This window comes from Pedobacter heparinus DSM 2366, assembly GCF_000023825.1.
Classification (GTDB): Bacteria; Bacteroidota; Bacteroidia; order Sphingobacteriales; family Sphingobacteriaceae; genus Pedobacter; species Pedobacter heparinus.
In genome coordinates this window covers 2,452,030-2,467,276 of the sequence record NC_013061.1, presented here as the reverse complement: position 1 = coordinate 2,467,276, position 15,247 = coordinate 2,452,030, and the positions used below count along the sequence as shown (strand labels likewise).

Genomic DNA, 15,247 nt, shown 5'->3' with positions numbered 1-15,247 from the left:
AGTTCCGAGCTTTACCGGCTCCCTTTATAGCTGTATTAAAATGTTGCATTTATACCGAAACTGAAGGTTTTCAATGTCGGATATTCATAAAAATTATCAGATTTGATATCTTTTTCCGGATCAAACCCTTTAAAACTGGTAAAGGTTACGAGGTTTTCGGCATTCACAAATAAGGCAACCTTGTTCAAAGAGAGCTTAGAAACCCAGTTCTGTTTAAAATCGTATTTCAACTGCAGACTTTTAAGCCGCAGATAAGAACCGTCCTGTAACCAGAATGAGGACGAATTTGCTGTGGAATACATTTCCGGCGCTCCGGTAGCCGTTGTAAGGATGGGTAGTCTGGCACCCGGGTTGCCAGGTGTCCACGCATCAGTAGCCCACTCCCTGGTTACTCCGGCGCCGTTGTTAAAAGGTTGTGCAAGGTTAACGGTTGGATACAGGTCAATTCCCTGAATGCCCTGAAAAAAGGAAGTCAGGCTAAAATTCTTATAACCCAGGTTTAAATTAAAACTATAGGTAAACTGCGGGTTCGACCTGCCGGTAATTACACGGTCGTTACCATCAATCTTATTGTCGCCATTGATATCCTTATACTTCAGATAACCTGGTCTTACCCCGGTACTCACTTTAGGACTATTGTCTACCTCCTGCTGGTTCTGGTAAATGCCATCTGCCTGATAAATGTAATAGGAATCGATAGGGTATCCTTCTTTTATGATCCTCCTGCCACTGATGATGGTTTCTCCTTTCAGGTCGACTACCTTATTTTTCACATAACTTACACCACCAGTAAAGGAATAGCTAAAATCATTGATCGTATTTCGGTGCGACAAGTTAAGGTCAAAGCCTGCATTGTCTACCACACCTACATTTTTTTGCGGGCCGGTTAATCCGCCTACCTGATAAGGAATATTCACAGGCCTCAGAATTCCCGTGGTTCTCCGTTTAAAAACATCAAAAGTAATGCCCAGCAATCCTTTCCAGGCTTCAAGGTCGACACCCAGGTTAGTTGTCGTAGTGGTTTCCCAGGAAATCGCCGGATCGTTATAGGCATTTACGGATGAACCCGGACTAATCACATTATTAAAGGAATAATCAGCGCCCAGTCTTACCGAATTAAGATAGCTGTAAAGTTCTACAGCCTGGTTACCCAGCTTCCCCCATGAAGCGCGTAGTTTCAACTGGTTAATGGATGGCATGTTTTTAAAAAACTGTTCCTGGTCAATTCTCCATGCGGCCGATACAGAAGGGAATGCTCCCCATTTGTTTCCTTCTGAAAATCTTGAAGAACCGTCATAGCGCACTACGGCTTCAACCAGGTATTTATCGGCAAAACTATAATTTAACCGGCCAAAGTAAGAAGCAAGTACATCTTTTGTCCTTGTGCCGCTTGTTGCCGGATTCACAGAACCGGCAGAAAGATCGGTCAAGGTATTATCGAAATACCCCTCAATCTGTCCGGAAAACGATTTCCTGTAAAAATTATTAAAGCTACCTCCAATTACCGCATTTAAGGCATGTTTTTCTGCAAACACCTTTTTCCAGTCCAGGGTATGGTAAAAGGAAGTGTTCACTTCATTTTCATTGTATTCATAAGAACTGGGGTTTACATTGTAATTATTGGGCGCTCCTGTTATCGGATGATAAGATACCAGGTATGGTGTAAACACACTGGCATAGCCATCAAGCCGGTCGACACCAAAGTTAATGCTGTATTTCAGATTAAAAGGGAGTTCATAATCGGCAAATACTTTTGCCAGTACCCGTTGGGGTGTACGTACATTCCGTCCTTCTTTAAGCAGCATCAAGGGATTTTCTATGGTATTTCTTCCGGGTGTAGGGAACACTACCGAACCATATCTTCCGTCGGTAGTATAAGGCGTAAAAATGGGCAGCACACGCGTTAACCTGGTAAAATAATAGCTGGTTGCAGTACCGGAAGTCCCTCCAAAAGCAGGCTCTGTATAAGTCCTGTAATTGCCCACTATATTTGTCCCGATCCTTAACTTCTGTGTCACATTGGCCGAAACATTTGCATTGAGTGTATACCTGTTTGCATGATTGGCATCAATTAAAATGCCGTCCTGGTCCATATATCCCAATCCAATATTGTACAATACATTGTCATTACCACCAGAGAACCTTAAGTTATGCTGTTGGATATAGCCATTTTTCAAGACCAGGTCAAACCAGTTCAGGTTAGGATAAGCAATAGGGTTGCTGGCCATTCCGTTTTTATATTCCGCAATCTGCGCTGCAGAATAATCTACAGATGCAGCCGATTTGCCTTCATTGATGAGCGCCTGGTTTTTCAGTTCCATGTACTGAATAGGGTCCCACAATACATCAGGCAAAGCCGTAGCTTCCTGTATGCCATAACTGAAATTATAATTGATCTCTGTTTTACCTTTTTTACCGGTTTTAGTGGTCACAAGAATTACACCGTTTGCAGCCCTTGACCCATATATTGCGGCCGAAGCATCTTTAAGAACAGTTATCGTTTCAATGAAATCGGGGTTAATCTCATTGATGTTGTATTCTATCCCGTCTACCAGCACCAGCGGGTCAGATTTACCCGACGAGCCGATTGAACCGATCCCTCGGATACGGATACTTCCTCCATCCTGCCCAGGTTTACCCCCGGCCTGGTTTACCCACAATCCTGAAACACCCTGCAATGCCTGACTGGCATTGGTAAGTGGCCGGTTTTCGCGGGTAGACATGTCAAGAATAGATAAAGAGCCTGTCAGGTTCACTTTTTTAACCGTACCATAACCCACAACCGCAACTTCGGTAAGCAGCTGTTGGTCCTCTTTTAACTGAACATTTATTTTTGTCCTGCCATCTACCTTAACTTCCTGGCTTAAAAAGCCTACATACTTAAAAATCAGTATGGCGTCGTTATCCGGCACCCTGATCTGATAGTCCCCATTTGCATCGGCCGTTGCCGAGAGGGTGCTGCCTTTAACCATTACAGAAGCGCCCGGCAAAGGTGCCCCATTTAAATCAGTAATCCTGCCGGTCAGGTCTATTACCTTAAAATAATCAACGATCTTATCGGCAAGTGTCTTTTCTTTCTCCCTGATTACAATAACATTGTTTTCAATAGTATAGGTTAAGGGAAAACCATCCAGACATCTGTTCAGCGCCTCCCGCAAAGAGATATTTTCAAAATTCACATTTACGACCTGTGTATTCTTTACTTTTTTTGCAGACCATAATATGTTATAACCGGTTTGCTTGTTTATTTCATTAAAAACCCTTTTTAAGGTAGTAAATTTCTGATTAAGGGTAATGCGCTGTGCCAGGCCGGTTGCGCTTACCTGCATTAATGTAGCAAACATTAAGATCGTTGTAATTTTCATAATCAGAAGGAATTTCCTGATGTAGCCCTGAGGCGTACAAAAAAATTTCGTAAAATTTTTATACATTTGAGTATCTGTTTAAATTGATAAAAATTGTTTCAGCAATGCATTTCGGTTTTATCAGATATCTGATCAGGAGCATTGCGAGTGTTCCTGATTTTTTATGTAGTAAAACCTCGTTATCCGGTCGGATTAAGTAGAGTCTTCTTTTTTAATCATGATTGTTTTGGTTTATATTGGTTAATTTATTTTGCGTTCAATACCCTGATCTGCCTGCCATTAATTTTAAATTTGACCTCACCGGTCAGCTCCAGCATCCTCAACAGTTCCGATACATTTGCAAAACGTGTGGTTACGCCTGCAAACGGCTCTTTTTTCAGTTCTTCATTTTCGTAGACTACCTGGATGTCATACCACCTTGATATTTTTTTCATGATACTTTCCAGTTGCTCATCATTAAAGCGGAAGAAACCATTTTTCCAGGCCAGTTCTGTCTCTATATCCGCAGGTTCTATTTTTAGCTTACCAGCTGCCAATACCCCCTGCTGTCCGGGTTTTAAAACGCCACCTGCTACATTTCCGGTATTTATCCTTACAGCACCTTCCAGTAAAACCGTTTTTGTAACCCCCTCATCATTGTAGGCATTGACATTAAAATGTGTACCCAGTACTTCAACCTGCTGCTGATCTGTTTTCACCACAAAAGGATGCTTTTCATCTTTTGCGATTTCGAAATAAGCTTCGCCACTGAGTTCAACTGCACGTTTTTTGAAGGATGCAAAGGTTGCGGGATATTTAATTGATGAAGCTGCATTTAGCCAGACTTTAGAACCATCAGGAAGGATGATCTGATAAGTTTCAGATCTTGAAGTACTCAGCATATTATAGGCTGCTGCTACCCCTGGCTGTCGGGATGGGTCAATCTTATAAACAACCTGTCCGTCTGGTGTCTTAAAAATAGAAACACCGGCCTGTTTTGCAATTTCCCCGTTAAGGGCGTCAGACAATACGATCTTTTTGCCATTGGCCAGGGTTAAAGTGGCCGTTTTTTTACCTGGTGCCACATCGTTTGCATAAGCAACTGGTTTACCAGCACCTGCCTGCCTGTCGGTATAAAACCAGAACGCAGCTATGATGACAAATACAGCTGCTGCAACTGCCGGATACCAGAACCGTCTTATACCAGCCGGTCTAGTGCTACGGTTTTTCATAAGCGCGGTAAAAACCGCCATGCTTTCTTTATCAAGTTCGGCTGCTGAAAGGGCTGGAACATCCTCCTTTTGAAAATAGTGGAGCCAATACTTCGCTATATCCTCTTCTTCTGCCGAGGCTATACCTGAATCCACCTTATGAAGTATATTTTTAATATCCTTTTTGTCCATTGCTTTTTTAAGAAAACCCGTATATAAAGCAAAGGCAACTCAGCAAGTTAAAATGGGGACAAGCGATAAAAATAATTTTACAGTTCAGGGGTGGATGATAAAGACCAGGTAGACCAACAGGCCCAGTTTTAATTTCAGATGTTTCATGGCCCTTTTCATTTGTGTGGTTACGGTAGACTCTGCAATATCTAATTGCAGGGCAATTTCTTTTGCAGAAAGGTGTTTATTTCTTTTTAGTTCATAAATCTCGCGCATTCTGGGCGGCATGGCCTGGATTTCCTTTTCAATCATAGCCGCAACATCCTTTTCCCTGATCAGAAAATCTGTTTCGGCACTTTCTATATCTATATAATGATTTCCCGCATCCGCATACTTCTTCAGGATCTGCCGGTGTTTAAACAAATTAAAGATCTTGTTTAACACTGATTTATAGAGATAACCTGAAAGCGTAGTTTTTAAATCAAGTTTTTCGCGGTTATTGAGCATCCAGGCAAACACGTCATGAACCATATCCCTTGCTTCTTCTTTATTGCCCAGTTTATGATAGGCATATAAATAAAGCAGCTTATCATACCGCAGATAAATTTCTTTAAATGCGCCATCACTGCCAGATATAAATAGGCTTATTAATTCCTGATCAGAATAGCTGGTATATGTTTCCATTGTTTATATGCCGTGATTACATTTCCTGACGATCTTTTTTAATCCTCCACCCCATTTTTCACCTTGGTCATCACATCCAGAAATACCTCCGGGGCCTGGGCACCAGATATAGATAATTTCTGGTCAATCACAAAAAAAGGTACCCCTTTAATACGGATCTGCTGGGCTATCTTTTCATCATGTCTTACGTCATCGGTAAAATCATCGCTTTTCAGCATCATTTCTACAGCCAGGCCATCCAGTCCGCCTTCCTTGCCTATCCCTATCAATACCTGCTGGTCGGCAATGTTCTTCCCATCGGTAAAATGTGCCTTAAACAACAATTCTTCTATATCACCTGGCGTGTCATTGACCTTAGCCATCTGGATTAACCGGTGCGCATCGAAAGAATTGGCCATAACAGCCTTGTCAAAATTGAAGGTCAGTCCAACTTCAGCCGCCGATTCTTCCAGCGCCCTGTGACGTTCTATCGCCCATTCCCGGTTCCTGTCATAACGGTCGGCAAGATAATCATATGCATCTACGTTCAGTAGGGTTTCTGCATTAGGATCAAGTTCAAAACTATGCCATTCTACCACTACCTCATTCCTGTGTTCAAACTTTGCCAATGCCATTTCAAACTTTCTCTTGCCTATATAGCAAAACGGACACCTTACGTCCGACCAGATATCTACCTTCATTAGCTGTGTTCTATTTTGTAAATTGTTGTTTGTTTATAAGTTTCTCCGGGCCTTAAAACAGTACCCGGAAATTCAGGTATATTAATTGCATTGGGATGGTGCTGTGTTTCTATACAGAAAGCCTCGAAAGGATGATAGTCCTTCCCTCCTTTACCCGCCTTTACATCCAGGTATTTTGCTGTGTAAAAATGCGCCACAGGTTCTGTAGTATAAACAGAAAGTTTTAATCCGCTGTTTTCTTCCGAAGTTTCGGAAGCCAGTGTAAATTCGCCGTCCTGCTTATCCAGTACATACGTCTGGTCATACCCTTCCTCTGGGTCCCAGTCGCGACCGATAGTTTTGTCTCCTAAAAAATCATGTATTGTCCCTTCTACAGGCAGCAGTTTTCCAGTAACCACATAATTATCATCCTGTTCCAGATAATAACTGGCAGGCATCCGGTGCAGGTGGTCTTTTACAGAGCCCCCGTCGGGCGATAAGTTAAAATAGCTGTGGTGCGTAAGGTTTACGGCTGTAGCTGCATCAGTTGTTGCTTTAAAATCCAGGATCAGCTCATCCTCATCCGTTAATTTAAAAGTAAGCTGAACAGTAAGCTTTCCCGGAAAATTTTCTTCGCCTGCGGCGCTCACATATTGCAGGGTAACGCTTGGGTCTATGGTAGACAATACGTCCCATACCTTTCTGTCAAAACCTTTATCACCCCCATGCAGGCAATCCCCACCTTTAGCCTGCGAAAGCTGATAGCTTTCACCATCTATTGTAAACCTCCCGTTTTTAATCCGGTTGGCATACCTTCCGATCACAGCTCCCAGGTAGGGATAATTGTTCAGATAATCTTCGCTTGTGTACTGATCTATATCGTCAAATCCCAAAACGATATCCTGTTTTTTACCAAGTTTATTGCTTACAATAAATTTGTTTATGATGGCCCCGTAATTGTATATTTTAACATAGGTACCCTGTGCGTTGGTCAGTTCTACACCTAATACTTCTTTTCCATCAATGATTTTACCGGTCTTGATCAGCTTTGTTTTCATTCGTTCTATTTCTTTTTAGATGGATTATCCCCGCTTTTTTATGTACTTTTTTACGAGTGTAAACCTATTTTGAGCTCATAAATTGTATCTTAGGAGCGTTTGTTATTTAAAACAATACTATCAATACTTTATTTAAAACCGAAACTTAATTTAAAATATAATATTAAACCAAACAATGAAAACCGAAATGATCAGTGAATTCCTGGAAAAATATGGACATGAGCCAAAACAAAACTACTTTACCCCCGGTCGTGTAAACCTTATTGGAGAACATATTGATTATAACGGAGGCCTGGTTATGCCCTGTGCCGTTACTTTAGGAACCTGGCTGAGCATAGCACCCAACAACGATAAGGTGATCAGATTTAAAAGCCTGAACTTTCCAGAAGAACGCGAATTTGATCTTCAGCCTTCTTACACCAAAACAGGCCCCGAATGGTACAATTATCCTTTGGGTGTGTTCCATGAAATCTTAAAAAAACATCAGATCCCAACAGGTTTGGATCTCTTGTTTCATGGGAATATCCCGATTGGCTCAGGCCTATCTTCCTCAGCCTCTATTGAAGTGGCTATGGCTTATGCTTTAAATGATTATTTTAACCTGGGTTACGAAAAAATTGAAATCCCCTTGCTTGCCCAAAAGGTAGAGAATGAATTTATTGGTGTAAACTGTGGCATTATGGACCAGTTTGCTGTTGCTTTTGGTGAAACCGATAAAGCCATAGTATTAAACTGTGATACACTAAAATATAAGATCGTTGATTGCAGCCTGGGCGATTACTCACTGGCTATTATCAATACCAATAAACCCCGTAAACTGGCAGAGTCCAAATACAATGAGCGTGTAGCCGAATGTCAAACCGCTTTAAAACAATTGAACCAGGAAATTACCCTGCATAACCTGTGCGAGCTGAATGCCGACAAATTTGCTTTGCACAGTCACCTTATTACCGACCCTACCGTACTAAAAAGGGCAACACACGTAATCAGAGAGAACGACAGGGTTAATCTGGCTGCAAAAGCTTTAAATGAAGGCAACCTGACAGAATTTGGCCGCCTGATGTATGCTTCTCACCAATCCTTAAAAGAGCTGTATGAAGTAACGGGTGCAGAACTGGATGCTGTAGTCGAATTCTGCTCAGCTTATGCACACGTAATTGGAGCACGGATGACCGGTGCAGGTTTTGGTGGTTGTGCCATCGCCTTATTAAAAAAAGGCAGGGAAGAAGATTTTGCTAAAAAGCTTAACGATTTCTATGTGGCACGTATTGGTTACCCTGCTGCCATCTATATCAGTGAAATTGGCAATGGTGCTTCCGCAATTTAATTTTAATTTTGCCCCATGCAAAAATTAAAATTAGATGAGCTGAACCGGGTTGGCATTGAAGAATTTAAAGAACAGGAAAAATTACCGCTTATAGTGGTACTTGACAATGTGCGGAGCATGCACAATATAGGATCGGTTTTCAGGACAGCAGACGGCTTTGCCATAGAAAAACTGTATCTCTGTGGCATTACGGCCCGGCCACCGCACAGGGAAATAGAAAAAACAGCTTTAGGTGCCACACAATCTGTAGCCTGGGCACATTTTGAAACTACTGTTGATGCCATTGCTTCTTTAAAGGCCGATGGTTACCACATCATTGGCATCGAACAGGCTGCTGGCAGCACGATGTTAAACACCTATAAACCAACCTATTCAAAAAAATACGCCCTGATTTTTGGAAATGAAGTAAATGGGGTAAGCGATGAAGTAATGGCACAAATAGACGAATGTATCGAAATTCCACAGTTTGGCACCAAACATTCCTTTAATATTGTCATCTCCGCAGGCATTGTGCTCTGGGATTTCTTTGCAAAATTAAGGTTGTAAAAAAGATATTAGTATAAAAACAAAGGCGCCGGTAGTTTTACCGGCGCCTTTGTTTTTTATCATATTTATGATTTATGCATACGGGATACCGTCTTTAGACGGCAAACTGCTATGCCCCATCAGGTACTGGTCCACTTTACGTGCAGCTTCCCTACCCTCAGAAATGGCCCAAACAACCAGTGATTGTCCACGGCGCATATCGCCGGCAGCAAATATTTTAGCAATATTGGTCTGATATTTACCTTCTTCTGCTTTAACATTACCCCTGTTATCGGTTTCCACGCCTAATTTTTCAATTAAACCTTCTTTCTGCGGATGCAGGAAACCCATAGCCAGCAATACCAGCTGACAAGGCAGATCGCGCTCTGTACCAGGTTTTTCCTTGAAATTCAAGGGGCGGCCTGTAGCATCAATATCCCACTCCACATCTACTACTTTTACGGCTTTAAGGTTGCCTTGCTCATCTTTGATAAACTCCTTGGTATTTACACCCCAGCCCCTTTCGCAGCCTTCTTCATGTGATGTAGTTACTTTTAACAGCATCGGATATGTTGGCCATGGCATATTTGACGTACGTGCAGATGCAGGCATCGGCATGATCTCGAACTGGGTTACCGATTTGGCACCCTGACGGTTAGAGGTACCGATACAATCAGATCCAGTATCACCACCACCAATCACGATAACGTCTTTTCCGGTTGCTAAAATATCTTCTCCATCCACCGCAAAGCCCCTTACACGTTTATTCTGCTGTTTTAAAAAGTCCATCGCAAAATGCACCCCTTTGGCTTCCCTGCCTTTGGCAGGAAGATCACGTGGAATGGTTGATCCACCAGCAAGAATGATCGACTGATAATCCCTTAATAAAGTATTCAGCTCTACATTTACGCCTACGTTTGCATTACATTTAAATACAATGCCCTCTTTTTCCATTAAGGCAATGCGCCTGGTTACTACATCTTTTTGCAGTTTAAAATCAGGGATACCGTAGTTTAATAAGCCACCTGGTGTATCATCGCGCTCGTAAACCACCACCTCATGGCCGGCTTTGTTCAGCTGCGCTGCAGCTGCCAGACCAGCAGGTCCTGAACCAATAACGGCAACTTTTTTACCCGTACGGATCAATGGCTGTTCGGCTTTGATATAACCTTTGGCAAAGGCCGTTTCAATAATGTGCTTTTCAATCTCTTCAATAGATACAGGCGATTTATTGATCCCCAGTACACAGGCCGATTCGCATGGCGCCGGACAAATCCTACCTGTAAATTCAGGAAAGTTATTGGTGCTCAGCAAAATAGTTGTAGCCAGCTGCCAATCCCCTTTATATACAGCCTCATTAAATTCAGGGATTACGTTACCCAGCGGACAGCCCGACTGGCAAAACGGCACCCCGCAATCCATACATCTTGCTGCCTGTTTGTTAATTTGCTCAGCTTCAAAAGTTTCAACAAACTCATTGTAATGTTTTAAACGAGTTTTAGCATCTTCTTTTACAGGAGCAGTTCTTTCATACTCTAAAAATCCAGTTACTTTTCCCATTGTCTAAGCTGTTTTTGAATTATTTATTCTGGTCATGTTTCTTTTTCGTTGATCTGTGAGGGGCTTAAACTTTAACTTTCTGAGCCCTGCTCTGTAATACTGCCTTGTATTCTTTAGGGAATACTTTAATGAAATGTGCAGATTGTGTAGTCCAGTCGTTCAAAATAAACTTGGCTACATTACTGTCGGTCAACTGAATATGTCTTTTTAACAATACATTGATCCTCAGTTCGTCCTGTTCATCCAGCGGGTCAAGGTCCACCATTTCCTTATTGCATTTGCTGGCAAAATCACCTTTGGCATCGTACACCCAGGCAATACCACCACTCATACCGGCTGCAAAATTGCTTCCAGTACCACCAATTACCAGTACTTCACCACCGGTCATGTACTCGCAACCATGGTCGCCCAGCCCTTCTACCACAGCAGTAGCACCAGAGTTCCTTACTGCAAAACGCTCACCTGCCTGTCCACGTACAAACAACTCACCGGAAGTTGCACCATACAAGGCTACGTTACCTATAATGATGTTTTGCTCAGGTACATATTTAATATTACTGAAAGGATAGATTGCCAATCTGGCGCCTGAAAGTCCTTTACCTACATAATCGTTGGCCTCGCCTTCAAGCTGCAGTGAAATACCTTTGGTTGCAAAAGCACCAAAGCTTTGTCCGGCCGAACCTTTAAATTTAAAGTTGATCGTATCCGCAGGTAAGCCCTGGCTTTTGTAGACTTTAGATACTTCATTAGAAAGCATTGTACCAATTGCACGGTCTGTATTTTTTAGTTCAAACTCTTTGTATATCGGTTCTTTACTGGCCAATGCAGGCTGTGCAGCCTTAATCAGTTCATGGTCCAGCACTGCGGCCAGTCCGTGATCCTGCTCTTCAGTCTGGTACAAGCTCAATCCATTATCCGGGGCTTTATATAAGATAGCAGAAAGGTCAAGATCTTTCAGTTTCCAGTCGGCCTGTTCTATAGCACGCACACTTAACGCATCCGCCTGTCCAACCATTTCCTGTACCGATCTGAAACCAAGTTCGGCCATTGTTTCCCTTAATTCTTCAGCAAGGAAATAGAACAGGTTAACCACATGTTCAGGCTCACCGGTAAATAATTTCCTTAAATTAGGATCCTGTGTAGCTACACCAACCGGGCAGGTGTTTAAATGACATTTGCGCATCATGATACAGCCAGAGGTTACCAGCGCAGCAGTAGCTACCCCCCATTCTTCAGCACCCAGTAATGTTGCAATTGCAATATCCCTTCCGGTTTTCAGCTGTCCGTCTGTTTGCAATACTACCCTGCTGCGTAAACGGTTCTTCACCAACGTCTGGTGTGCTTCCGCCAAACCAAGTTCCCATGGCAAGCCCGCATGCTGTATGGAGGTTAAAGGAGAAGCACCTGTCCCCCCGTCAAAGCCCGATACCAGGATCACATCAGCATGTGCTTTGGCCACACCGGCTGCAATTGTGCCTACACCAGCTTTAGAAACCAACTTAACGTTGATCCTTGCCGCACGGTTGGCATTTTTAAGGTCGAAGATCAGCTGTGCCAGATCTTCAATAGAATAAATATCGTGGTGTGGAGGCGGAGAAATCAACCCTACACCAGGTGTGGCATGACGTACCTTTCCGATCCAGTCGTCCACCTTCTCGCCAGGCAGCTGTCCACCTTCCCCAGGTTTCGCGCCCTGTGCCATTTTAATCTGCAGCTCATCAGCATTGCTCAGGTAATAACTGGTTACCCCAAAACGTGCCGAAGCGATCTGTTTAATGGCAGAACGCATAGAATCACCGTTTGGCAACAGTTCGTACCTCAGTTCGTCTTCACCACCTTCACCGGTATTGCTTTTTCCGCCAATGCGGTTCATGGCAATCGCCAGTGTAGAGTGTGCCTCGTGAGAGATGGAGCCGAATGACATAGCTCCTGTAGCAAAACGTTTTAATATACCTTCAACCGGTTCCACTTCTTCCAATGGAACAGCCGGACGGTTATAATTAAATTCAAATAAGCCCCTGATGGTAAAAGCCTGGTTGGTTTGTTCATTTACCAGCTTTGAATATTGCTTGTAAACACCATAGTCTTTTTTACGGGTAGCATTTTGCAACAGGTGAATGGTTTGCGGATTGAACAAATGCTGCTCTCCCTTGCGTTTCCATTTGTAGTTACCGCCCGTAGGCAATATCGGATCAGGGCGGTTGGCCAGTTTAAAGATCCTGTTGTGTTTAATTAAAGTCTCTCTGGCAATCTCATCTAAGCCCAATCCACCAATTCTTGAAACCGCACCGGTAAAGTAATTGTCTACCACGTTTTTATTGATACCCAGAATTTCGAAGATCTGAGCGCCATGATACGATTGTAAAGTAGAAATTCCCATTTTAGAGAAGATCTTCAGCAAACCGTTATTTACAGCGTAGATATAATTCTGGAATAATTTTTCTTTTTTGGCACCAAACTCAGTTTCAAAACCTGCAATGGTTTCCAGTGCCAGGTAAGGGTTTACCGCTGTTGCACCAAAACCAATTAAGGTAGCAAAATGGTGAACTTCCCAAACATCACCCGCCTCAACAACAATACCTACAGCACCCCTGTACCCTTTACGGATCAGGTGATGGTGAACTGCCGAAACAGCCAGTAATGAAGGGATTGCAGCATGCTCCGAATCCAGTGCACGATCTGAAAGGATAATGACCTGGAATCCATCGTCTACCGCATCTACTGCATAACGGCACAAACGGTCAAGGCCTTTGGCCAAAGCACCTGGCTGTCCGTCGGCCCTGAAATAAGTTTGCAGGGTTTTGGCCTGGAACACACCGGTATCAATACTCCTTAATTTTTCCAGTTCAACGTTGGTCAATATCGGATGTTTGATACCTACGCAATGACATTGCATAGCATTTTCTTCCAGTAAATTGCCATTGTTACCCATAAAACCCGCCAGGCTCATCACCACTTTTTCCCTGATCGGGTCAATAGGCGGGTTGGTTACCTGGGCAAACAATTGCTTAAAATAAGAAGAAAGGTGCTGAGGCTTCTGAGATAGCACAGCTAAAGGAATATCTGTACCCATTGAGCCGATGGGCTCTTTGCCATCTCTGGCCATAGGCTTAAGGATCAGGTCTACATCTTCCCTGCTGTAACCAAATACCTGCTGGTACCTGAAAATAGATTCCTGGGATAAACCGCTGAACACCAATCTTGGTTCCGGCAATTCTTCCAGCCTGATCTGGTATTTATTGATCCAGTCGGCATAAGGCCTGCTTCCGCATACCTGTTGTTTAATTTCATCATCGCTGATGATACGCCCCTGCTCCATGTCTACCACAAACATTTTACCAGGTGTTAAACGGCCTTTTTCAATGATCTTGCTCTGATCCAATGCTAAAGCACCGGCTTCAGACGCCATGATCACATGGTCATCTTCTGTAATGGCATATCTTTGCGGACGTAAACCGTTTCTGTCCAGTGTAGCACCAATCAGGTTGCCATCTGTAAAGGAAACAGCCGCAGGGCCATCCCATGGCTCCATCAAGGTAGCGTGGAACTTATAAAAAGCCTGTTTCAACTCGTCCATATCCTCATTGCCATCCCAGGCTTCCGGGATCAGCATCATTAAAACATGGGGCAATGAACGACCTGAATGCAGCAACAGTTCAACAACATTATCTAAACATCCTGAATCAGAGTTGGTCTCATCAATTACAGGAAGCAGCATATTTAATTCTTCAGGCGTAAAATACGAAGATGCGAAGGATTTAACACTTGCCCTGAACCAGTTCAGGTTACCCTGCAGTGTATTGATCTCACCATTATGGGCGATATACCTGAAAGGCTGTGCCAGTTTCCATGAAGGAAAAGTATTGGTTGCAAAACGGGAATGCACCAATCCAAATGCCGACACCACCCTTTTATCGCTCAATTCTGTAAAATAAGACCTTACCTGTAAGGAAGTAAGCTGACCTTTATATACTATAGTTTTTGATGAGAAAGAGGCAATATAAAACTCACCGTTAATACCTTTTACGGTATTGTTTATGGTTTTAGACAGGTAGTTTTTAAACACATATAGTTTGCGTTCAAAATCTGCCCCGGCTTTAATAGCATAAGGACGCGCTATAAATACCTGTTCCATTTCAGGTTCTACAGAGAGGGCCATATTTCCAATACCCTCTGTATTGGTCTGTACCTTTCTGAAGCCCAAAACCTCCAGGTTTAGCTTTTCAGCCGCGCGATAAATAATCTCTCTGCATTCTTCTCTCGCTTTTACATCCTTTGGCAGAAAAAGCATCCCCACACCATAATCTCCCGATTCATTTAAGCTAAAGCCTATCTTAAGGCATTCATCATATAAGAATTCGTGAGGTATCTGTATCATAATACCGGCACCATCGCCTGTATTGATTTCGGCCCCGACAGCCCCGCGGTGATCAAGATTTTCAAGAATGGTTATCGCGTCAGAAATGATTTGCTGCGACTTCCTGCCCTTTATATGAGCTACAAATCCGATGCCGCATGCATCATGTTCAAAACGCTGGTCGTATAACCCCTGGTTATCTTGTGTTAGTTCCATAAGTCCCGTTTAAATAATAGTTTGGTATAGTGTATTTCGGACACTAAGATACGAATAAAAATTGATGAATTATAATATTGATATATTTTTTAGGAAAAAAACAACATATTGTAAATATAACAACCTCTTATTAAC

General features: G+C 42.8%; 9 protein-coding genes. 2 read left to right on the top strand and 7 right to left on the bottom strand.

All coding sequences use genetic code 11. The features are described 5' to 3' along the window. Positions 1 to 35: 35 nt before the first annotated feature. The 5 genes from PHEP_RS10615 to PHEP_RS10595 all read right to left on the bottom strand — a co-directional run bounded on the left by PHEP_RS10615 (position 36) and on the right by PHEP_RS10595 (position 7,127). Complete coding sequence (locus tag PHEP_RS10615) at positions 36 to 3,344, bottom strand: TonB-dependent receptor (RefSeq protein WP_162141649.1); 3,309 nt, start codon at positions 3,342 to 3,344, stop codon at positions 36 to 38. A 266-nt stretch (positions 3,345 to 3,610) separates the two neighbouring features. After that, positions 3,611 to 4,747, bottom strand: a complete 1,137-nt coding sequence (locus PHEP_RS10610) for a FecR family protein (protein WP_015807955.1) — start codon at positions 4,745 to 4,747, stop codon at positions 3,611 to 3,613. Between the two features lie 84 nt (positions 4,748 to 4,831). Beyond that, positions 4,832 to 5,410: an RNA polymerase sigma factor gene (locus PHEP_RS10605; protein ID WP_015807954.1), complete on the bottom strand. Its 579-nt coding sequence runs from the start codon at positions 5,408 to 5,410 to the stop codon at positions 4,832 to 4,834. A 38-nt stretch (positions 5,411 to 5,448) separates the two neighbouring features. Beyond that, positions 5,449 to 6,090 carry a DsbA family oxidoreductase gene (locus PHEP_RS10600; RefSeq protein WP_015807953.1) on the bottom strand — a complete coding sequence of 214 codons (642 nt, stop codon included), beginning with the start codon at positions 6,088 to 6,090 and terminating at the stop codon, positions 5,449 to 5,451. Next, the gene (locus PHEP_RS10595) at positions 6,090 to 7,127 is read right to left on the bottom strand and encodes an aldose epimerase family protein (RefSeq protein WP_015807952.1); all 1,038 of its coding nucleotides are present in this window, start codon (positions 7,125 to 7,127) and stop codon (positions 6,090 to 6,092) included. The genes PHEP_RS10600 and PHEP_RS10595 overlap by 1 nt, the downstream gene beginning before the upstream one ends. 175 nt (positions 7,128 to 7,302) lie before the next feature. On the opposite strand from PHEP_RS10595, the gene PHEP_RS10590 reads away from it, so the two are divergent. Both PHEP_RS10590 and PHEP_RS10585 read left to right on the top strand, forming a co-directional pair. After that, positions 7,303 to 8,454 (top strand): galactokinase, encoded by a 1,152-nt coding sequence (locus PHEP_RS10590; protein WP_015807951.1) that lies wholly within the window; start codon positions 7,303 to 7,305, stop codon positions 8,452 to 8,454. Between the two features lie 15 nt (positions 8,455 to 8,469). After that, positions 8,470 to 9,000 carry an RNA methyltransferase gene (locus PHEP_RS10585; RefSeq protein ID WP_015807950.1) on the top strand — a complete coding sequence of 177 codons (531 nt, stop codon included), beginning with the start codon at positions 8,470 to 8,472 and terminating at the stop codon, positions 8,998 to 9,000. A gap of 72 nt (positions 9,001 to 9,072) precedes the next feature. Here the strand turns inward: PHEP_RS10585 and PHEP_RS10580 are convergent, their stop codons facing one another. Both PHEP_RS10580 and gltB read right to left on the bottom strand, forming a co-directional pair. Next, positions 9,073 to 10,539 (bottom strand): glutamate synthase subunit beta, encoded by a 1,467-nt coding sequence (locus PHEP_RS10580; protein ID WP_015807949.1) that lies wholly within the window; start codon positions 10,537 to 10,539, stop codon positions 9,073 to 9,075. Positions 10,540 to 10,603: 64 nt separating this feature from the next. Beyond that, a complete protein-coding gene (gene gltB, locus PHEP_RS10575) occupies positions 10,604 to 15,112 on the bottom strand; it encodes a glutamate synthase large subunit (RefSeq protein WP_015807948.1) in 4,509 nt (1,502 codons plus the stop codon). Positions 15,113 to 15,247: the final 135 nt, after the last annotated feature.